At 65.8% G+C, this 20,372-nt stretch carries 22 protein-coding genes, 1 tRNA gene and 2 pseudogenes; 21 read left to right on the top strand and 4 right to left on the bottom strand.

Going from position 1 to position 20,372, the window contains the following annotated elements; translation table 11 throughout:
- Positions 1-249 precede the first annotated feature (249 nt).
- The 18 genes from ACN0RC_RS14315 (at position 250) to ACN0RC_RS14230 (ending at position 16,916) form a co-directional block, all read left to right on the top strand.
- On the top strand, positions 250-618 hold the full coding sequence (locus tag ACN0RC_RS14315) for a hypothetical protein (protein WP_417512573.1): 369 nt from the start codon (positions 250-252) through the stop codon (positions 616-618).
- A gap of 47 nt (positions 619-665) precedes the next feature.
- The gene (locus ACN0RC_RS14310) at positions 666-1,241 is read left to right on the top strand and encodes a hypothetical protein (protein WP_417512572.1); all 576 of its coding nucleotides are present in this window, start codon (positions 666-668) and stop codon (positions 1,239-1,241) included.
- Positions 1,242-2,273, top strand: a complete 1,032-nt coding sequence (locus ACN0RC_RS14305) for an HAD-IIA family hydrolase (protein ID WP_417512571.1) — start codon at positions 1,242-1,244, stop codon at positions 2,271-2,273.
- A 57-nt stretch (positions 2,274-2,330) separates the two neighbouring features.
- Entirely contained in the window at positions 2,331-2,510 is a 180-nt protein-coding gene (locus tag ACN0RC_RS14300) for a hypothetical protein (RefSeq protein WP_417512570.1), read from the top strand.
- Complete coding sequence (locus ACN0RC_RS14295) at positions 2,507-3,304, top strand: TlyA family RNA methyltransferase (protein ID WP_417512569.1); 798 nt, start codon at positions 2,507-2,509, stop codon at positions 3,302-3,304. The genes ACN0RC_RS14300 and ACN0RC_RS14295 overlap by 4 nt, the downstream gene beginning before the upstream one ends.
- Positions 3,301-4,212, top strand: coding sequence for an NAD kinase (locus ACN0RC_RS14290; protein ID WP_417512568.1), 912 nt, complete (start codon positions 3,301-3,303; stop codon positions 4,210-4,212). Before ACN0RC_RS14295 ends, ACN0RC_RS14290 begins: the two co-directional genes overlap by 4 nt.
- Complete coding sequence (gene recN / locus ACN0RC_RS14285) at positions 4,209-5,918, top strand: DNA repair protein RecN (protein ID WP_417512567.1); 1,710 nt, start codon at positions 4,209-4,211, stop codon at positions 5,916-5,918. The genes ACN0RC_RS14290 and recN overlap by 4 nt, the downstream gene beginning before the upstream one ends.
- A gap of 14 nt (positions 5,919-5,932) precedes the next feature.
- On the top strand, positions 5,933-7,630 hold the full coding sequence (locus ACN0RC_RS14280; protein WP_417512576.1) for a CTP synthase: 1,698 nt from the start codon (positions 5,933-5,935) through the stop codon (positions 7,628-7,630).
- Positions 7,623-8,213 carry an NUDIX domain-containing protein gene (locus tag ACN0RC_RS14275; RefSeq protein WP_417512566.1) on the top strand — a complete coding sequence of 197 codons (591 nt, stop codon included), beginning with the start codon at positions 7,623-7,625 and terminating at the stop codon, positions 8,211-8,213. The genes ACN0RC_RS14280 and ACN0RC_RS14275 overlap by 8 nt, the downstream gene beginning before the upstream one ends.
- Before the next feature lie 2 nt (positions 8,214-8,215).
- Positions 8,216-9,118 carry a site-specific tyrosine recombinase XerD gene (xerD, locus tag ACN0RC_RS14270; RefSeq protein ID WP_417512565.1) on the top strand — a complete coding sequence of 301 codons (903 nt, stop codon included), beginning with the start codon at positions 8,216-8,218 and terminating at the stop codon, positions 9,116-9,118.
- Positions 9,119-9,262: 144 nt separating this feature from the next.
- Positions 9,263-10,096 carry a ParA family protein gene (locus tag ACN0RC_RS14265; protein WP_417512575.1) on the top strand — a complete coding sequence of 278 codons (834 nt, stop codon included), beginning with the start codon at positions 9,263-9,265 and terminating at the stop codon, positions 10,094-10,096.
- A complete protein-coding gene (locus tag ACN0RC_RS14260) occupies positions 10,080-10,952 on the top strand; it encodes a segregation and condensation protein A (RefSeq protein WP_417512564.1) in 873 nt (290 codons plus the stop codon). The genes ACN0RC_RS14265 and ACN0RC_RS14260 overlap by 17 nt, the downstream gene beginning before the upstream one ends.
- Entirely contained in the window at positions 10,942-11,538 is a 597-nt protein-coding gene (scpB, locus tag ACN0RC_RS14255; protein WP_417512563.1) for an SMC-Scp complex subunit ScpB, read from the top strand. Before ACN0RC_RS14260 ends, scpB begins: the two co-directional genes overlap by 11 nt.
- A complete protein-coding gene (locus ACN0RC_RS14250) occupies positions 11,535-12,329 on the top strand; it encodes a pseudouridine synthase (RefSeq protein WP_417512562.1) in 795 nt (264 codons plus the stop codon). The genes scpB and ACN0RC_RS14250 overlap by 4 nt, the downstream gene beginning before the upstream one ends.
- The gene (locus ACN0RC_RS14245) at positions 12,326-13,450 is read left to right on the top strand and encodes a prephenate dehydrogenase (RefSeq protein ID WP_417512561.1); all 1,125 of its coding nucleotides are present in this window, start codon (positions 12,326-12,328) and stop codon (positions 13,448-13,450) included. The genes ACN0RC_RS14250 and ACN0RC_RS14245 overlap by 4 nt, the downstream gene beginning before the upstream one ends.
- Positions 13,443-14,234 carry a (d)CMP kinase gene (gene cmk, locus ACN0RC_RS14240; protein ID WP_417512560.1) on the top strand — a complete coding sequence of 264 codons (792 nt, stop codon included), beginning with the start codon at positions 13,443-13,445 and terminating at the stop codon, positions 14,232-14,234. The genes ACN0RC_RS14245 and cmk overlap by 8 nt, the downstream gene beginning before the upstream one ends.
- Positions 14,224-15,747 (top strand): ribosome biogenesis GTPase Der, encoded by a 1,524-nt coding sequence (gene der, locus ACN0RC_RS14235; RefSeq protein WP_417512559.1) that lies wholly within the window; start codon positions 14,224-14,226, stop codon positions 15,745-15,747. Before cmk ends, der begins: the two co-directional genes overlap by 11 nt.
- Positions 15,748-15,845: 98 nt before the next feature.
- Complete coding sequence (locus ACN0RC_RS14230; RefSeq protein WP_417512558.1) at positions 15,846-16,916, top strand: Glu/Leu/Phe/Val dehydrogenase dimerization domain-containing protein; 1,071 nt, start codon at positions 15,846-15,848, stop codon at positions 16,914-16,916.
- Here the strand turns inward: ACN0RC_RS14230 and ACN0RC_RS14225 are convergent.
- Entirely contained in the window at positions 16,913-17,470 is a 558-nt protein-coding gene (locus tag ACN0RC_RS14225) for a nucleoside phosphorylase (RefSeq protein WP_417512557.1), read from the bottom strand. The genes ACN0RC_RS14230 and ACN0RC_RS14225 overlap by 4 nt on opposite strands.
- A 66-nt stretch (positions 17,471-17,536) precedes the next feature.
- Here ACN0RC_RS14225 and ACN0RC_RS14220 point away from each other — a divergent pair.
- Positions 17,537-18,028 (top strand): annotated as a pseudogene (locus ACN0RC_RS14220) (NUDIX domain-containing protein); the annotation flags it as partial.
- Between the two features lie 6 nt (positions 18,029-18,034).
- Here ACN0RC_RS14220 and ACN0RC_RS14215 read toward each other — a convergent pair.
- The 3 genes from ACN0RC_RS14215 to ACN0RC_RS14205 are packed head-to-tail and all read right to left on the bottom strand — an operon-like array spanning position 18,035 to position 19,704.
- Entirely contained in the window at positions 18,035-18,394 is a 360-nt protein-coding gene (locus tag ACN0RC_RS14215; protein ID WP_417512574.1) for an RNA-binding S4 domain-containing protein, read from the bottom strand.
- A gap of 35 nt (positions 18,395-18,429) precedes the next feature.
- Complete coding sequence (locus tag ACN0RC_RS14210) at positions 18,430-19,098, bottom strand: lysoplasmalogenase family protein (protein WP_417512556.1); 669 nt, start codon at positions 19,096-19,098, stop codon at positions 18,430-18,432.
- 24 nt (positions 19,099-19,122) lie between these two features.
- Entirely contained in the window at positions 19,123-19,704 is a 582-nt protein-coding gene (locus ACN0RC_RS14205) for a GNAT family N-acetyltransferase (protein WP_417512555.1), read from the bottom strand.
- Positions 19,705-19,811: 107 nt separating this feature from the next.
- Here ACN0RC_RS14205 and ACN0RC_RS14200 point away from each other — a divergent pair.
- Both ACN0RC_RS14200 and ACN0RC_RS14195 read left to right on the top strand, forming a co-directional pair.
- A tRNA-Pro gene (locus tag ACN0RC_RS14200) sits at positions 19,812-19,885 on the top strand.
- 411 nt (positions 19,886-20,296) lie between these two features.
- Positions 20,297-20,372 (top strand): annotated as a pseudogene (locus tag ACN0RC_RS14195) (ArsR family transcriptional regulator); the annotation flags it as partial.

The raw sequence follows: 20,372 nt of genomic DNA, 5'->3' as shown, positions 1-20,372 counted from the left end.
GAAGCTAAGCCTCACAGCGCCGATGGTACTGCAGGGGGGACCCTGTGGGAGAGTAGGACACCGCCGAACTCCTTTTAGACAAAATGGCCACCCTCGGGTGGCCATTTTGCGTTAACAAAACAGAGCGAGAGAATCAGGACATGTCGAACGAGGATGAGCGCCGCCCGCGGCGCGAGGACGATTCAAATGACCGTCGCGATGCGCCCCGTCGTCCGCGCGCCGATCGCTCGCCCTCCGCTGGCAGGTCCGATGCTCCTCGTCGTGATGGTGCGGCTCCTCGCCGCGACGGCGCACCGCGTCGTGATGGTGAACGCCGTGAAGGTGGTTACCAAAGGCGTGATGGTGCGGCACCGCGCCGCGATGGTGACCGTCGTGAAGGTGGTTACCAGAGACGTGATGGCGCAGCTCCTCGTCGTGACGGTGCCGCACCTCGCCGCGATAGCGACCGCCGCACCGACACTCGGAACTCGACGGGCGGGCGTGGATTCCCCCAGCGCGGCGGTACAGGTCGCGAACGGCCTGATCGGCAGGCCGATGACCGTCCGCGCTTCAACGACCCGGCGATTCCTGACGATGTCACCGGCAGAGACCTTGCGGGTCCTGCGCGCAACGAGCTGAAGACTCTGAGCAAGGAGAACGCAGAAGAGGTTGCGCGTCACCTCGCAATGGCCTCGCGCCTCATCGATGAGGATCCTGCTCTTGCGCATGAGCATGCTCTTGCGGCATCCCGTCGCGCAGGCCGCATCGCGCTCGTGCGCGAAACACTCGGTATCACGGCGTACGCAACGGGCGACTTCGCTCTCGCGCTTCGTGAACTCCGCACCTACCGCCGTATCTCGGGCAAGGACGACCAAATCGCCCTCATGGTCGACAGCGAGCGCGGGGTAGGCCGGCCTGACCGCGCGCTCGAAACGGGTCGTGCCGTCGATCGTGCTGCGCTTTCCGCTCCGGTCCGGGTTGCGCTTGCGATCGCGATGTCGGGTGCGCGCCTCGATCTCGGCGAGCTCGAGCTCGCACTCGGCGAGCTGCAGATCCCTGAGCTTGACCCGAACCGCGCCTTCGAGTGGAGCCCGGCGCTGTTCGGTGCACACGCTGCTGTCCTCGAGGACCTCGGACGCGAAGACGAGGCGGCGTACTGGGCAGAGCGCGCTGAAGTCGCAGCCGACGCTCTGGGAATGGGCGATGACGACGAGGACGAGATCGTCGTCGAAGATGGTCTGGTCGAAGAACAGGACGACTGAGTGGGACTCTTCTCCAAAGCACGGGCGACTCCGCTGGACGGCGTTGATGTCGTCCTCGCTGACCTTGACGGCGTTGTTTACGCCGGTCCCGGTGCGCTGCCGCATGCGGTGGACAGTCTCAACCTCGCCGCGCAGACCCGCCGGGTCGGGTACATCACCAACAACGCGTCGCGCACCGACGCATCCGTCGCGTCACACCTGACGGAGCTCGGTCTTTCGGTGGCGCCCCATGAGGTCGTCACGAGCCCACAGGCGGCAATGCGCTTGCTCGCGTCTCTTGTTCCTGCGCCCGCCACACTCCTCATCATTGGGGGCGAAGGCCTGGTCGTCGAGGCAGAGAAAGCCGGCTATCGCGTCACGCGCAGCGCGGATGATGCCCCGGATGCCGTGGTGCAGGGCTTCTCGCCCGACATCGCCTGGACGGATCTTGCTGAGGCGGCCTTCGCGCTCAAGCTGCCCGAGGACGAGGGCGGCATTCCCTGGATCGCCACGAACACGGACTGGACGATCCCGCGTGAGCGGGGAGTGGCGCCCGGCAACGGAACGCTGGTGTCAGCGGTCCACACTGCGATCGGGCGTTTGGCGACTGTTGCGGGTAAGCCCGAGGTGCCCATCTTCGAAGAGGCGATGGCGCGCTTCGGCGCGAATAAGTCGCTCTTCATCGGCGACCGTCTCGACACGGACATCCTCGGCGCCGCCCGAGTCGGCATCGAGTCAGCCCTCGTGCTCACCGGGATCGATCGACCGAAGCACGTTCTCGCTGCACCGGAAGGCTCGCGTCCCACGTACATTCTCAGCGATCTGCGTGAGCTGCATGAACCATACCCGCAGGTGCAGCGCAAGAACGGCGCGGTCACGGTCAACGGCGCATCCGTTCGTGTCATCGGTGGCGATGTGGAGATCCTCGCCGAGGGAACGCGCCAGATCGACCTCGTCCGCGCGGGTGCAACCGCAATCTGGGAGTCCGGAACACCGGTCTTCGTGCTGAACGTTCCCGAGAAGCTGTTCGAGGACCCGTTCCACCGTCCCTGAGCACTCTTCTGCGTGCGCCCTCCCGAGCATGTCGGTACCTCGACGTAAAGTGGGACTGTGAGCGACGACACTGATACGCAGCCGACTGACGGACTGTGGAGCCGCCTGCGTCTGATCGAGGGGCAGCCCTTGGCCGCGCGCGCCGACGCCTACGCCACGGTTCACGATGAGCTGTTCCGCCGCTTGGAGAGCGGCGCGCGGCTCGACTCCATGAAGTCTCCGTCAGGGCACCGATGACTCGTCTCGACGCCGCCCTTGCACTGCGCGGGCTGGCGCGTTCGCGCACCCAGGCAAGCACCTTGATTGCGGCCGGCCTCGTGCGCGTCGATGGCCACCCGATCGTCAAGGCGTCGACGGCGGTCTCTGACGACGCAGAGATCACCGTCGCCGAGACCGATCACTACGTCAGTCGGGGCGCTCACAAGCTTGTTGCGGCACTCGACGCCTTCGCGGTTCCGGTGACCGGGCGGCTCGCGCTCGACATGGGAGCATCCACCGGTGGATTCACCCAGGTGCTCCGCGAACGAGGGGCTCGAAAAGTGCTGGCGGTCGACGTCGGGCACGGGCAGATCGCACCTTCCGTCGCGGATGACCCAGGGGTCGTGAGCGTCGAAGGATTCAACGTCCGGTACATGACGCCGCAGAACCTCAGCGAGGCTACCGCGGAGTCGGCGGCGCCGGAGCTCATCGTCGGTGACCTGTCTTTCATCTCCCTCGAGCTGATCCTTCCGGCGGTCGCTGCTGTCGCAGCATCCGATGCCGACATCGTGCTGCTGGTGAAGCCGCAATTCGAAGTCGGACGCACCGCAGTCAGAGGCGGCCTGGTGACAGACCCCGCGACCCGCGCGGACGCCGTCTCGCGCGTCGTATGGAACGCGTGGGATGCGGGACTGGGGATGCTCGGGATCACCGCGTCACCCATCCTCGGAACGCACGGGAATGCGGAGTTCCTCGTCCACGTGGGCCCCGGACGGGGGAGTGATCCGTCACAATGGACAGGACGCATCAACGAGCTGGCAGGAGGACGATGAACGAGCGCAACATCCTGGTCGTCGCTCACGCGGGCCGAGACGACACCGTCACTGCAGCCCGCCGCGTCATCGAACTGCTCCGGGCAGCCGGCGCGAGGCCGGTCCTCGCGGTAGAAGACCGAGCTGAACTGTCTGCCGTCGACGCAGAATTCTCCACTGTCGATGCGCTGGGCGAAGACATCGGCGTCGACGATCTCGAACTCGCGATCGTGCTGGGTGGAGACGGGACGATCCTGCGTGCCGCCGAGCTCGTCCGCGGCACCCACAGCGCTCCCGTGCTCGGCATCAATATGGGGCACGTCGGATTCCTCGCCGAGATCGAACGCGACGCCATGGTCGATGCTGTCGAGCGCGTCATCGCACGTGATTATGCCGTCGAGGAGCGCCTCGCTCTCGCTGTGCGCGTCAAGGATGCCCTCGGCGACGTCGTCTTCGAAACCTGGGCGCTGAACGAGGCGACCGTCGAGAAGGCGAGTCGTGAGCGCATGATCGAGGTCGTCGTCGAGATCGATGGCCGTCCGCTGTCGAGTTACGGCTGCGATGGAATGGTCATCTCCACCCCGACCGGTTCGACCGCCTACAACTTCTCGGCGGGAGGACCGGTCATCTGGCCCACTGTCGAGGCCATCGCCGTGGTTCCGCTCTCGGCTCATGCGCTGTTCGCACGCCCCATTGTCGTCAGCCCGGATGCCTCGGTTGCGATCGAAGTGCTCGAGCGGACGAGCGGCACCGGCATCCTCTGGTGCGACGGGCGTCGCTCGCATGATCTTCCACCGGGTGCGCGCGTAGTCGTACGGCGCTCATCGCGACCGGTGCGTCTCGCGCGACTTCACCCCGCCGCATTCACTGACCGCCTCGTGCGTAAGCTCCAGCTGCCTGTGGCGGGCTGGCGTGGAGCGGCCACGTGATCGAAGAGATGCGGATGCAGGGGCTCGGCGTCATCGACGACGCCATGCTCCCGCTCGGCCCAGGTTTCACCGCGATCACCGGCGAGACCGGCGCGGGAAAGACCATGGTCGTCACCGGGCTCGGATTGCTGCTCGGCCAACGTGCTGATTCCGGTGCGGTGCGCGCTGGCGCGAAGCAGGCGTCGGTCGCCGGAGTCTGGATCGTCCCCGCTGAAGGCAGCGTCGCCGATATCGTCGCTGACGCCGGGGGAGAGCTCGAAGCCCTCGACACGGCAGAGGGTGAGAAGGCGCAGGGCGAGCTCTATGTCTCGCGCAGCCTCAGCGCCGAGGGCCGCAGCCGCGCAAGCGTCGGAGGTCGCGCGGCCCCAGCCGGAGTGCTCTCTGCGCTGGCCGATGAGCTGGTGGTGGTGCATGGGCAATCCGAGCAGCTGCGATTGCGCTCGTCGGCCGCTCAGCGCGACGCGCTGGATCGCTTCGGCGGCGCGCCGATCTCGACGGCGCACGAGAGCTACGCGGCGTCGTTCGCGCGATGGCGTGAGTTGGATGCCGAGATCGCTGACCTCTCGGAGAACCGAGACCGACGCGCCGAGGAAGCTGCTCGCCTGCGCGAAGCGCTCGCGCTGATCGAGGCGACAGGCCCAGAGGAGGGCGAGGACGTCGTTCTCGCCGCGCGCGCCGAGCGGCTCGCGAATGCAGAAGAGCTGCGCCTGGCGGCATCCGCTGCTCGCAATGCGATCTCGAGCGAAGAAGGCGAGACGGATGCTTCGGCACTTGTCGCCGAAGCGAAGCGCGAGCTCGAGCGTGCGACAGATTCAGAGCTTTCGAGCATCGCGGAGGGCGTGGCTGATGTCGGCTACCGCCTCGCCGATCTTGCCCTGCAGCTGTCGGCCTACCTCGCAGACCTCGATGAGACCGGCCCCCACGAACTCGCCGCGGTCGAAGAGCGTCGTGCGGCGCTGACGGCGCTCGCTCGCGCGCATGGGTCTTTGGATGAGGCGCGCGAGGTCTGGCGCACGGGATCCACCCGTCTTGCCGAACTCGACGACGATGGCGATCGACTCGAACGGCTGCAGGCTGAGCGCGATGCCGCGCGTGCCGATCTTGACATGGCGGCCGCCGCTCTCACCGCCGCGCGAACCGAAGCCGCAGTCCGACTGGGCGCAGAGGTCACAGAAGAGCTTCACGCGCTGGCGATGCCGGATGCCCGGCTCGAGGTTGCTGTGCGCGAGGGCGCAGAGAGCACGCACGGTCGTGACGATGTCGCAATCCTTCTCGCCCCCCACCCTGGGGCTGAACCACGATCAGTCGCGAAGAGCGCGTCAGGCGGTGAGCTCTCGCGAGTGATGCTCGCGATCGAAGTCGTGATCGCCGGCACTGATCCTGTTCCGACGTTCGTGTTCGACGAGGTCGACGCCGGGATCGGCGGTGCCGCCGCGATCGAGGTCGGGCGGCGACTCGCCCGGCTCGCAGAGTCATCGCAGGTGATCGCAGTGACCCACTTGGCTCAGGTCGCCGCGTTCGCGTCGAACCATCTTTCCGTTGTGAAATCCAACGACGGCGCGGTCACCGCGTCGAATGTGCGACGTCTGGAGGGGACCGAACGCGAGGCGGAGATGGCGCGGCTACTGTCGGGACTCACTGATTCTGATGCCGCTCTCACCCACGCCCGAGAACTTCTCAGTCTCGCGGCCCCGGCTAACTGTTAGGATTGAAGCCCGTGATGAACTCTTCTGCTGCGGGGCCCGAAAACGACACGACCAAACACATCTTTGTGACAGGTGGTGTCGTTTCTTCGTTGGGCAAGGGCCTGACGGCAGCAAGCCTCGGCAACCTGCTCACAGCGCGCGGACTGCGTGTGGTCATGCAGAAGCTCGATCCCTATCTGAACGTGGATCCGGGCACGATGAACCCGTTCCAGCACGGTGAAGTCTTCGTCACCGACGATGGTGCAGAGACCGACCTCGACATCGGACACTACGAGCGCTTCCTCGACATCAATCTGTCGCAGGCCGCCAACGTCACCACCGGTCAGATCTACTCCCAGGTGATCGCGAAGGAGCGCCGCGGCGAGTACTTGGGCGACACCGTGCAGGTCATCCCGCACATCACCGACGAGATCAAGCGCCGCATGCGCTTGCAGGCCACTGAAGAGCCGCGACCCGACGTCATCATCACCGAGGTCGGCGGCACTGTCGGCGACATCGAATCGCAGCCGTTCCTCGAAGCCGCGCGCCAGCTGCGTCATGAGCTCGGACGCGACAGTGTGTTCTTCGTGCACGTTTCGCTCGTGCCGTTCATGGGCGCCTCCGGTGAGCAGAAGACCAAGCCCACTCAGCACTCGGTCGCAGCCCTGCGCCAGGTCGGTATCCAACCCGATGCACTCGTGCTGCGCAGCGATCGTCCGGTGAGCGAATCCAACCGCAGCAAGATCGCTCTGATGTGCGACGTCGACGCAGAAGGCGTCATCAACACCGTCGACCTGCCGAGCATCTACGACATCCCCTCGACGCTGAACGATCAGGGGCTCGACTCCTACATCGTCCGCAGACTCGGTCTCGATGTGAAGGCCGCGTCCGAGGTCGACTGGTCCCGCTGGCAGAAGGTGCTGCAGGCGGTCCACAACCCCAAGCACGAGGTCACGATCGGCCTGGTCGGCAAGTACATCGACCTGCCGGACGCGTACCTGTCGGTGACCGAGGCGCTCCGCGCCGGTGGATTCGCGCACGAGGCTCACGTCAGCATCCGCTGGATTCCCTCGGACTCGTGCGAAACGCCGGAGGGCGCGGCCAAGGCTCTCGGCGATCTCGATGGAATCTGTGTTCCCGGCGGCTTCGGCATCCGCGGCATCGAAGGAAAGCTCGGTGCGCTGAAGTTCGCCCGCGAACAGGGCATTCCCACGCTCGGTCTCTGCCTCGGCCTGCAGTGCATGGTCATCGAGTACGGCCGCAACATGGCGGGCATCGCGGAGGCTTCCTCCAGCGAGTTCGACCCGGAGACGTCCGAGCCCGTCATCGCGACGATGGCAGAGCAGGTTGACATTCTCGAGGGCGGCGACCTCGGCGGCACCATGCGCCTTGGTCTCTACAAGGCAGCTCTCGTTGAGGGCTCGCTCGCCGCAGAGGTCTACGGCAGCACCGAGATCTCCGAGCGCCACCGTCACCGGTACGAGGTCAACAACGCCTACCGTGCACGTCTTGCGGAAGCCGGTCTGGTGTTCTCGGGACTGAACCCCGAGCTCGACCTCGTCGAGTTCGTCGAGCTGCCGCGCGACGTTCACCCGTACTACATCGCGACCCAGGCGCACCCTGAACTGCGCTCGCGTCCGACCGATCCGCACCCGCTTTTCCGCGGTCTCATCGGCGCGGCGATCGAACGGCACCGCTCCAGCGAGCTGTTCGACGTCGAAGAAGATGACTGAGGCCTCGGTCCCTGAGCCTGTCGAAGGGCTCCGCGACGAGCCCTTCGAACCGGAGGTTCTGCAGAGCGACCTGGTCTACAAGGGCCGGGTGTGGGACGTCCGCTCTGACCGTGTTGCGTATGGCGATGGCGAGATCACTCGCGAGTATGTCGCGCACACCGGTGCCGTGGCGGTGCTCGCTCTCGACGATGCGGGGCGAGTGCTGCTGATTCAGCAGTACCGGCATCCGATTCGCCACCGTGATTGGGAGCTGCCCGCAGGGCTTCTCGATATCGAAGGAGAAGACCCGCTGATCGCGGCGCAGCGTGAGCTCGCAGAGGAGACCGACTTCGTCGCGCGCGACTGGCGGCTGCTGACGTCGAGCTGGACCACTCCCGGCGGCAACAGCGAGCTCATCCGCATCTATCTCGCGACCGGGATCGAGGCGGCGCCGGAGACCTACGAACGCGAGGGCGAAGAGGCCGACATCCGTATGGAGTGGGTGCCGCTCTCCGACGCCGTCGACGCGGTCCTTGATGGGCGGCTCCGCAACGGTATCCTGACTATCGGCGTCCTGGCGTCCGAGCGGACCCTGCGGCAGTAGTCATGCGGGTGGACCGTGCGATCGACGCGTATCTGCGCCACATCACGATCGAGCGCGGCCTCTCCGAGCACACTGTCGGTGCGTACCGTCGCGATCTCTCCGTCTACCAAGCCTGGCTGACCGATGCCGGAATCGACGACACCGTAGCGGTGAGCGGTGCGATCATCGGCCGGTTCATCGCTGACCGCTCGGCTGTCGTGCCGATACCGGCGGCTACGAGCCTCGCGCGCCTGCAGTCATCGGTGCGCGGTCTGCACCGGTTCCTCGTGCGCGAGGGGATCGAAGTCGAGGATCCGACCGGCCGGTTGCGGCCGCCCAAGACGCCGCAGCGACTGCCGAAAGCGCTCACGATCGATCAGGTGGAGCGGCTGCTGGGTGCGCCTTCTGCGGAGGAGCCCCTGGGCATCAGGGACCGGGCCCTGCTCGAACTGCTGTACGCGACGGGTGCGCGCGTCTCCGAGGCCATCGGACTCGACGTCGACGACCTTGCGCACGGCGATGTTCTGCGGCTGTACGGAAAAGGGTCGAAGGAGCGGATCGTGCCGATCGGCTCTTTCGCGAGGGATGCTGTGGATGCCTACCTCACGCGGGTGAGACCCGCCCTCGCGGCGAAGGGCAGAGCATCGGCCAAGCTGTTCCTCGGGGCGCGCGGGGCGCCGCTGTCGAGACAGAGCGCGTGGCTGGTGATCCGCTCTGCCGCCGAGCGGGCGCAGATCACCGCCGAGGTCTCTCCGCATACTCTGCGGCACTCGTTCGCCACACATCTGCTGCAGGGCGGGGCCGATGTGCGTGTGGTGCAGGAGCTGCTCGGTCATGCGTCCGTGGCCACAACGCAGATCTACACGCACGTCTCGGTAGACACGCTGCGAGACATATACGCGACCTCTCATCCCCGGGCGCGCTGAGACTATCGGGGATCGCCGAGCCGGGAAGACGCGGAATCGCGGGTGAATAGCTAGAATCGAGCAAGCATGAGGGAAGCAGGAGACTCGGTGGTTCAAAACGCGGCGAAGACCAAGGGCAAGAAGTCCAAGGTCGACGACACTCCCATGGGCCCCACCGGCCGCCCCTACCAGGGCTTCGCAACCCCCGCACCGCTCGAATCCCACGGGCCAGCGCGCATCATCGCGCTGTGCAACCAGAAGGGCGGCGTCGGCAAGACGACGACCACGATCAACCTCGCGGCCGCCCTCGCCGAGTACGGGCGCAAGGTGCTCGCCGTCGACTTCGACCCGCAGGGTGCGCTCTCTGCGGGCCTCGGCATCCCGACGCACGATGTGCCCACGATCTACGACCTGCTGCTGGACACCAAGCGCGACGTGCACGAGGTCATCGTGCACTCCGGCGTTGAAGGCCTTGACGTCCTTCCCGCCAACATCGACCTCTCGGCTGCCGAAGTGCACCTGGTCAACGAGGTCGCTCGCGAAACGATCCTCGCCAGGGTGCTGCGTCAGGTCGCGGGGGAGTACGACGTCATCCTCATCGACTGCCAGCCCTCGCTCGGACTGCTCACCGTCAACGCGCTCACCGCCAGCCACGGTGTGCTGGTGCCGCTGGAGTGCGAGTTCTTCGCCCTGCGCGGTGTGGCGCTGCTCATCGAGACAATCGAAAAGGTGCGCGATCGTCTGAACCCCGCCATCCAGCTCGACGGTCTGCTCGCGACGATGTACGACGCCCGCACGCTGCACTCGCGTGAGGTGCTCGAGCGCGTGGTCGAGGCCTTCGGCGATGACGTGCTCGAGACCGTGATCGGCCGCACCGTGAAGTTCCCCGACGCATCGGTGTCGGGTGTTCCCATCACCGAGTTCGCGCCGGAGCATGCCGCCGCCCAGGCGTACCTGCGACTGGCTCGGGAGCTGGTCGCCCGTGGCGCCGTCGCCTGAGACTGACGCTGCCGAAGCGGTCCCTGAGCCTGTCGAAGCGGTCCCTGAGCCTGTCGAAGCGGTCCCTGAGCCTGTCGAAGGGTTCCGTGTCTCTCTGACGAACTTCGACGGCCCCTTCGATCTGCTGCTGAACCTCATCTCGAAGCATGAGATGGATATCACCGAAGTCTCGCTGAGCGCGGTGACGAACGACTTCATCGCGTATCTGAAAGAGCTCGAGCATGATGAAGAGCTCGATCAGGCATCCGAGTTCCTCGTCGTTGCGGCGACCCTGCTGGACATGAAGGTCGCAGGTCTCCTCCCTCAGGGCGAACTCGTCGACGCCGAATCCGTCGCGCTGCTCGAAGCACGCGACCTGCTCTTCGCCCGTCTGCTGCAGTACCGGGCATTCAAAGAGGTCTCCACCTGGTTCGCACGGTGCCTGGTTCGTGAGGATCGCCGACACACTCGTGCGGTGCGACTCGACGAGAAGTACCGGCGCCAGACACCGGAGCTGGTGTGGACGCTGAGTGTGGACGATTTCGCAGCCATCGCGCTGCTCGCTTTCGCTCCCAAAGAACTTCCCCATGTCGGCCTCGATCATTTGCATGCACCGCTGGTCAGCATCAGGGAGCAGGCCGCGATCGTCGTGACGCTGCTGCGCAGCTCCGAGTCACTGACCTTCCGCGAGCTGGTCGCGGGCGCAACGGAACCAGGGATCGTCGTGGCACGCTTCATCTCGGTCCTCGAGCTGTACCGGCACGCGGCGTTGTCTTTCGAACAACTGGAACCGCTCGGCGAGCTGACGCTGCGCTGGGCCACCGACTCCTGGTCGGATGAGACGCTTGCGAGCCTGGGGGCTGATTATGACCGATGACACTTCGATGAACTCAGCGACCGTGGTCGAGACGCCGCTCACCGAGCGGATCGAGGCCATCCTGCTCATCATCGACGAGCCGCTGGGACTCGTCGCACTCGCCGCAGCCGTCAGTGCGCCCGTGCCGGCCGTCAGGCAGAGCCTGGAGCGACTGGTCGACGAGTACGACGGCAACGGCGATGGGCCACGGCGTGGCTTCGAACTGCGCGAGGTAGGTGGGGGCTGGCGGCTCTACGTGCGCGAGGAGCACGATGCTCTCGTCGCCGAGTTCGTGGGCGGACAAGCACCTGCGCGGCTCTCACAGGCGGCACTCGAGACCCTCGCCGTGATCGCGTACAAGCAGCCGGTCACGCGCAGTCAGGTGGCATCCATCCGCGCGGTGAACGTGGACTCGGTCGTCCGCACGCTGCTTGCCCGCGGCCTCATCACAGAACTGTTCGCCGATTCAGAAACCGGCGCCATCAACTACGGCACGACCGACGCCCTGCTGCAGAACCTCGGTATCAACTCGCTCGACGAGCTGCCTCCGATCTCTCCGCTGCTCGACGACGGTGCCGACGGATTCGACGAAGGAACCATCAGATGAACGACATCTCGCCCGACGCTCCAGAGGGCGTCCGCTTGCAGAAGGTGCTCGCCGCTGCGGGCGTCGCATCCCGCCGAGTGGTGGAGCAGTACATCGTCGAGGGACGCATCAAAGTCAACGGCGTCGTCGTCGAAGAACTCGGCCGTCGCATCGACCCCGAGAACGACCTGGTCGACGTGGATGGCACAGCGATCCAGCTGGATGTCTCCAAGCGCTACGTGATGCTCAACAAGCCCACTGGCGTCGTGAGCACGATGAAGGACGAGAACGGTCGTCCTGACTTGCGCCGCTTCACCGACGACTACGAGGAGCGTCTCTACAACGTCGGTCGCTTGGATGCCGAGACCAGCGGTCTGCTCATCCTCACGAACGACGGCGAGCTCGCACACGTGCTCGCACACCCCTCGTTCGGGGTCACCAAGGTGTACATCGCGAAGGTCACCGGTCTCGTCACGGCGCAGACGATCGCCAAGCTCACCAAGGGCTTCGACCTCGACGACGGATTCATCAAGGCCGACAAGGCGCGCCTGTTGGATTCGTCGAAGGGCGCGAGCCTGGTCGAACTGACTCTGCACTCCGGACGCAACCGGATTGTGCGTCGGATGCTCGCCGCGGTGGAGCATCCGGTCACCGAACTCGTGCGTCGTCAGTTCGGTCCGCTCCACCTGGGAACGCTCCCTGCGGGGAAGTCCCGCGAACTGAGTAAAATCGAACGTGGTGCGCTTCTGACTCTCGCGCGCCATGATGCCCCTGCGGACGCTACGCCGGGAGACGCCCAGGAGAACGAGTGAGCGATACCGCCAAGACGCATGGCAACGGCAACGCGCCGCGTCTTTCGGGGACGGTCAGAATCGTTGGAGCGGGTCTGCTCGGAGCGAGCATCGGCCACGCGCTGAGCGCGAAGGGCATCGACGTCGTTCTCGCGGATGCTTCACCGGCGCAGCTGCGTCTGGCGATCGACTACGGCGCCGGTCGCGCTGCGCGCGATGATGATGCTCCGGCGTTGGTCGTCGTCTGCGTGCCGCCGGATGTCACCGCCGACGTCGTCGAAGCGGAACTCACCCGATTCCCGGATGCCGTCGTGACGGATGTCGCGAGCGTGAAGCTCGAACCGTTCCGAGAGCTCACCGCGCGCGGCGTGGACACGACGCGCTATATCGGCTCGCATCCGCTCGCCGGGCGTGAGCGCGGGGGAGCGATCTCCGCACGTGCAGACCTCTTCATCGGGCGTCCATGGGTCGTCTGTCGTGACGAAGAGACTCGTGCCGCTGATCTCGCCCTGGTCGAAGACCTCGCGCTCGACGTCGGGGCGATGCCGCTGGAGATGACTCCTGAGGAACACGACCGTTCGGTCGCACTCACCTCTCACGTGCCGCAGGTCGTGGCCAGCCTTCTCGCATCCCGCCTTGCGAGCGCTGATGAAGACGCCCTCCGGCTCGCCGGTCAGGGGGTTCGCGACACCACGCGAATCGCCGCCTCCGCTCCCGAGCTGTGGGTACAGATCCTCGGTGCGAATGCGCAGCCCGTCGTCGACGTGCTCGATGCGCTCGCCGCTGACCTGAAGACCGTGTCGGATGCTCTGCGCGAACCGACTGCGCCCGGTGCGCGCCGCGTGGTGGCCGAGGCGATCCGCCAGGGCAACGATGGTGTGGAGCGTCTGCCAGGAAAGCACGGCCAGAACCGCCGGTTCGAACAGCTCGTCGTCATGGTCGACGACACCCCAGGTCAACTGGGGCGCCTGTTCGGCGAACTCGGTGAACTCGGTGTGAACGTGGAAGACCTGCGCCTGGAGCATTCGCCGGGCGCGCAGTTCGGCCTCGCAGAGATCAGTGTGGCGCCCGCTGCACTGCTCGGTGCGGTGGAAGGGCTGCAGGAGCGCGGATGGCGGATTGCAGGAGCGACCAATGAGTGACCCTTCGACAGGCTCAGGGATCGATTCGACAGGCTCAGGGATCGATTCGACAGGCTCAGGGATCGATTCGACAGGCTCAGGGACCGATGCAAGGACCGTGCCGAGCGCGGCGAAATTCATCGCGATCGACGGCCCGGCAGGTTCGGGGAAGTCCAGTGTCTCCAAAGCCATCGCGCGTCAGCGCGGGTACGGACTTCTCGACACCGGTGCCGCTTATCGCGCTCTGGCATGGCTGATGCTCGAGAATCAGGCAGACACGGACGATGCTGAGGCTGTCATCGCTGCGGCATCCGATTTCGACCTGCGTCTCGGGCTCGACCCCGACGACCGCACGGTCGCCGTGGGGGATACCGACATCACCGCCGCAATCCGGGAGCCGCGCGTCTCGAGCGCGGTCAGCGGTGTGGCGCGGGTGCCTGCCGTGCGCGAGCAGGTCAACATCTTCTTCCGTTCATTGGTGGCGAATTCTCCGCTTCCTGCTGTTGTCGTCGAAGGACGCGACATCACCACCGTCGTCGCGCCGGATGCTCCGGTGCGAATCCTCCTCACCGCTGCACCCGAGGTGCGTGCGGCCCGCCGTGCCGGTGAACTCGCCGGAGAGAACGCGGCAGCCGTGGCAGAGGCGCTGCACAAGCGCGATGCTTCGGACAGTGCAGTGGTGGACTTCCTCAATGCTGCAGAAGGCGTTGAAGTCGTCGACTCGACTGCACTCGATTTTTCCCAGACCATCGACGCCGTACTCTCGGTGATCGACCGAAAGCAAGGAGCGGAACATGGCCGCTGAAGAAGAATATGAGGGTGGCGCTGACCACCTCGCCGAGAAGCTGAGCGAGCTCGACGAGCAGCTCATCGAACAGCGCGCGGAGGCACTGCGCGCGGGGCTTGCCGACTACGACCTCGATGAGGACGACGCGGCGCTGCTCGCAGGTCTCACCCAGGGCGAGGGCGGGATCGAGTTCCTGCCTGCGCTGCCCGTGGTCGCGATCGTCGGACGCCCGAACGTCGGCAAGTCCGCCCTCGTGAACCGTATCCTCGGTCGTCGTGAGGCCGTCGTGGAAGACACCCCCGGTGTCACCCGTGACCGCGTCACGTACAAGGCTGAGTGGAATGATCGGCGCTTCTCGCTGGTCGACACCGGCGGGTGGGAGCCCGACGCCAAGGGCATCGACCGCTCGGTCGCAGCCCAGGCAGAGGTCGCGATCGAACTGTGCGACATCGTGCTCTTCGTCGTCGATGCGATGGTCGGCGCGACGTCCACCGATGAGCACGTCGTGAAGCTGCTGCGCAAGAGCGGCAAGCCCGTCTTCCTCGTCGCAAACAAGATCGACGACGCACGCCAGGAGCCCGAGATCGCTTCCCTGTGGAGCCTCGGTCTCGGGCAGCCCTACCCGACCTCGGCCGTGCACGGCCGAGGCGTCGCCGACCTGCTCGATGCCGTGCTCGAGAAGCTGCCGTCGATCTCGGCCGTTGCGAAGTACGAGATCGGCGGACCCCGTCGCGTCGCGATCCTCGGCCGCCCGAACGTCGGAAAGTCGTCGCTGCTGAACAAGGCTGCAGGCGAGGACCGCGTTGTCGTCAACGACCTCGCCGGCACCACGCGCGACCCGGTGGACGAGGTCGTCGAGCTCGGCGGCAAGCTCTGGCGTCTGGTCGACACCGCCGGCATCCGCCGTCGCGTGCACCTGCAGCAGGGTGCCGACTTCTACGCATCTCTTCGCACCTCGGCAGCGCTCGAGAAGGCCGAAGTCGCCGTCGTCGTCCTCGATGTCTCTGAGACGATCAGCGAGCAGGATGTCCGCATCATCGATCTCGTGCTCGAGTCGGGCCGCGCGCTCGTGCTCGCGTTCAACAAGTGGGATCGCCTGAACGATGTCGACCTCGAGAACGCGGATCGTCGCCGCTACCTCGAACGTGAGATCGAACAGGACCTGGCCCACGTCACGTGGGCGCCGCGAGTGAACATCTCGGCGAAGACCGGGCGCCACTTCGACAAGCTGGTACCCGCACTCGAGACAGCTCTGGACAACTGGGATCGTCGCATCCCCACCGGTAAGTTCAACGCGTTCCTCACCGAACTCGTCGCCGAGCATCCGCACCCGCTGCGTGGCGGCAAGCAGCCGCGCATCCTGTTCGGCACGCAGGCCTCGACGCGTCCGCCGACGTTCGTGCTGTTCACGACCGGGTTCCTCGACCCCGGCTACCGCCGTTTCATCCAGCGCCGCCTGCGCGAGCTGTACGAATTCGACGGCACGCCGATCGTGATCAACATGCGTGTGCGCGAGAAGCGCCAGCGCTAGTTGCCGCGCGCCAGGTTCAGTGGTGCAATGGATGGTGGATGCTGCGACCCTGCGGCATCCACCATCGCTGCCCACAAGGCCTGCCGAAAGAGGATGCAATGTCGCACACCCTGCCCCTTCCCGAGTTCTCCCACGAGCGGGTGGAGGTGACCACAGGCACGCGCAGCGGGCTCTTCATCGCTGTCGCGCTGCACTCCTCTGTGCTCGGCTCCGCGCTGGGCGGTGCGCGTCTGTGGACCTACCCGCACTGGAGTGACGCCCTCGGCGACGCCCTGCGGCTTTCCGCGGCGATGACGCTCAAGAATGCGACCGCCGGTCTCGATGCGGGTGGCGGAAAATCGGTCATCGGCCTCGCGCCCGGCACCGAGCTCGACGCGGAGCGCCGCCGTGATGCCTTCCTCGACCTCGGTGATGTCGTGGAGTCATTCGGCGGTCTGTACCGCACGGCCGAAGACGTCGGATCGACCATGGATGACATGGCGGTCGTCGGTGAGCGCACCGCGCACGTCGTAGGCCTTCCGGATGCCGCTGGCGGCTCAGGGGAGCCAGCGGGTCCCACAAGCCTCGGAGTGTACGAGTCTCTGCGCGCTGTGCTGGAGCGCACCACCGGCAGCGCTGATGTCGCCGGTCGACGCATCACGATCTCCGGACTCGGACAGGTGGGTGGCCGTCTCGCCGTCCGGCTCTCTGCCGAGGGTGCCGTGCTCACCGTCACCGATGTGAACCCGCAGCGCAAGCATCTCGCCGGCGAGCTCGGCGCGACATGGGCAGAGCCCGGCACAGAGCACCTGCTTCCGGCAGACGTATTCGTTCCGGCCGGCATCGGGGGGCTGCTGACCGACGACGTCATCGATGCACTCGACACCGCTGCCGTGTGCGGGCCGGCGAACAACCCGCTGGCATCGCATGAGGGCGCTGAGCGGCTGGCTGCGCGCGGGATCCTGTATGCGCCGGACTTCGTGGTGAACGCCGGTGGCGTTATCTACCTCGACCACGAGGCGAAGCAGCTCGGCTCTCGCGACGAGATCATGGCTCGCGTCTCGCAGATCGGTGACACCGTACGGCGAATCCTCGCCGATGCAGAAGAGCGTGGGATCACCCCGCTCGCGGCCGCTGAAGAACTCGCAGCCGCACGGTTGCGCGATGGGGCGGCGGCTCTCGCCGCTTAGACTCCGTACACCTCGCGCACGCGGTCGCGCAGCTGATGGCTGCACGCGGTGACGGCCTCGGTCCAGGTGGTGTTCGCATCGTCCTGGGCGCGGTCGGACACTGCCTTCCAGATGCGGATCGGCACACCGAACTGTGCGGCGACCCATGCGTAGGCGTAGGACTCCATGTCGACGAGGCGTCCGCCGAGCGAGCGGATGAGTGCGACGGCCTCGGCGTCATCGATGAAGCTGTCGCCGGTGGCGATCGAGATGTCGCCGGCGCCGAGGCTCATGCGCTGCGGCATCGAGACGTGCTCACCGCGTACGCCCTCTTCGTTGATGACGTCGTGCTGGAAAGCCCAGTGCACGTCGTGGACGCCCGACTCGATGGTCTCGTCGAGCGCACCGGCGGTGCCGACGACGAGGATCTCGTCGTAGGTTGCTGCATCGAGCGCGCGGGTCAGGGCATAGGTGGCCTTGAGCTTTCCTGGGCCGGTCACCAGCCGGGCGAAGCCGGGAAGGTCTTCGGGGAAGGCGATGAGTTCGGAATCGAGGGCGGCGACGAGAAGCTTCACTCCCTTATTGTTTCAGAGGGCGTCGCAGGTCGCCCAATAGGGCGGATGCTGTGAAAAACTGGAGCGGTGACGATTGTTCCCCCCGCACCCGATGAGCCGCGACGCCCAGACGGGCCCCGCGACCCCGGAGATGCCTGGGTCGTGGCTGAGTCAGGAGAGCGGTACTGGGGCCGTTTCGGTGCGGCAGGACTGCTCGCAGTGGATTCTGAGCGAGGCATCCTGCTGCAGCACCGCGTGAGCTGGAGCCACTTCGGCGGCACCTGGGGTCTTCCCGGCGGCGCACTGCACGAGGGTGAAGAGCCCATCGACGGGGCGCTCCGCGAAGCCACCGAGGAAGCCGGGATTCCCGCTGGTGCGGTGCGCGTGAGCTTCACGACCGTGCTCGATCTGGGTATCTGGTCGTATACGACGGTGGTGGCCGATGTGATCACACCGTTCGAAGCAGTGATCAGTGACCCGGAGAGCGTTGCTCTGGAGTGGGTTCCGATCGATGAGGTGACCGAGCGTCCGCTGCATCCGGGGTTCGCGAACGCGTGGCCCGCACTGCGCGAGCGGCTCTGAACTTCAGTCGCGGCCGCGCAGCTTGTCGATATCGCGGCGCTCGCGCTTGGTGGGGCGCCCTGCTCCGCGATCACGAAGCCCGAGAGCGGCTATCGGTTCACGCGGAGGGGTGCGATCCTCGTACGCGAGGGCGGCGACGGGTGCACCGACGCGCTTGGTGAGTGTCTTGCGGACGGTGAGGATGCGGTCGAACCCGCTGATGCGGATACGCAGCTCATCACCAGGCTTCACCGTCTGGGCGGCCTTGGCCTTCTCACCGTTGACCCGTACATGCCCTGCTCGGCATGCGGTCGTTGCAGCTGAGCGCGTCTTGTAAACGCGGATCGCCCACAGCCAGCTGTCGACTCGCACCGGAGCATCCATCAGCGCGTTCTGGTGCGGTATCGGACGCTCTGGCGTCATCGGGCGTCTCGCTTGCGAAGGGTGACGAGCGCGCCGACGATGATCAGACCTTGACCGAGGGTGTAGGTGATCATGACCAGTGGGCTCGTCCAGGCGGGCATCCCGTCGAGGAACAGTCGGAAGGCGAGGACGGTATCGCTGATCAGGAAGAAGATGCTGCCGACGACGACGAGCGGGTGACAGCGTGCCGCGAAGACGGCGGTGCCGCCGAGGACGAGGCCGTATGCTGCGACAGCGACGAGCAGACCGCCGGTGTGCGGCGCGAGCACGATCACCATCGCGATCCACCAGACGGCGTAGACGAGTGTCCACCACGGCAGGCGACGAACGTGCAGCACGCGGGTGAACAGCACGATGTAGGCGATGTGAGCGAGTCCGAAGAACAGCAGCATCAGTGGCAGCTCGGGGCCTGCGGGAAAGAAGGCGCCGGCGCCGTCACCCAGCCACGAGAACACGATCGCTGTGAGCAGCAGGACGATCGCGAGTGCAGGGCGCACGCGGAGCGAGAAGAGCACCGGGATCGCGAGCAGCGGCATCAGCCACAGTTTCGTCGGAGGGGCGACGTCGCTGCCGGTTGCGAGAGCGGTGACATGGACGATCGACATCACGATGTAGGGGAGGAACGTCCAGGGGAGGGCGGTTCTCAGCGGGGCGCGGCGTTGCATCCCTCCATCGTAGATTGCGGGATGTCAGCTGATGTCGAGGGTCACGAGGGGGCGTTCGGGCTTGGGGCTCGGAGTGGCCGAGAAACCAGCCGCGAGGAAAGTCGAGAGCGCGCCGTGGAAGAGTTCGTTGACGTGGACGTTCGTCTGGGTGGTGTCGATCGGGTACCCCTCGATCATTCGAGCCCGGTGGTCGCGTGCGAAGTCGATGGCCGCGGCGAGGAGAGCGGCGTTCAGGCCCTGGCCGCGGTGCTCTTTGCGCACGACGAAGCAGCTCACCGCCCAGACGCTCTCGTCGTCGAGAGGTTCGCGGGTGGTCGCGACGATGTTGCGTGTGCGACCGAGGCGTCGTTGCGCGGGGCGGGGACCGACTCGGATCCACCCGGCGGCTTCACCATCGACGTAGGCGACGATCCCCGGTGGGCGGTCGGATGCGACTTCCTGCTGGAACAGCGCGGTGCGCTGATCGACGTCGGTGGTCTGCCACTCTTTGTTCATCAGCACCGGCCAGACGCACTGGCAGCTTCGGCCGTCTCCGCCGCCACTGAGCGCATGCTGGATGTCATCCCAGACCTCGGGGCTTGCGAGTGCAGTCGTGATGGTGGGCATCTCCGGCAGGGTACGCCCGGGGTGCGACACGGGCAAGAGGTCCGGTTCGCGAAGGGCTCATTGATGCGGCTAAGATAGGGGAGTTGCCTGCGCAAAGCGCAAGACAACGGGCTGTGGCGCAGCTTGGTAGCGCACTTGACTGGGGGTCAAGGGGTCGCAGGTTCAAATCCTGTCAGCCCGACACAGACAAAAAATAGCCCCGGAAAATCAACGATTTTCCGGGGCTTTGTCGTATCTCTACAAGTTTCTTCTACCCCAAAGTACACGCACAGGTACACGCAAGAAAAAACTTTTTCTGGGATTTGCAAAACCTGATGCGCGCCAATATCCATTAATGCGCGGAAGATCAGGCCTCCAGGCGCTACCTGGGCCTACGAACGCCGGGAAATTACCTGTCTCAAAAAGCCCGAGTTCGCAGGTTCAATTGCCATTGCGGTGAGGCGATCCCAGTGGTGGCATGGCGACGCGCTTCATTACTGGTAGCGCCGATTGTTGCTGAGTTGCGTATTCAGCGGCTTCCGACTCTTCTCCCAATGAATGGTGGGGCACTGATCACCAATGATTGATCAGCGCTTGCTGTATAGTTCAGTACATGCTGACTATTGCTTCACGCCTTGATGTGATGAACCGGCTCGGCCGGGCCATGGCGGATCCGACGCGTTCCCGGA

This window comes from Microbacterium sp. (assembly GCF_048259935.1).
Taxonomy (GTDB): Bacteria; Actinomycetota; Actinomycetes; order Actinomycetales; family Microbacteriaceae; genus Microbacterium.
Note: the sequence above shows the minus strand (reverse complement) of the source record. Positions and strands in the feature narration are given on the sequence as shown.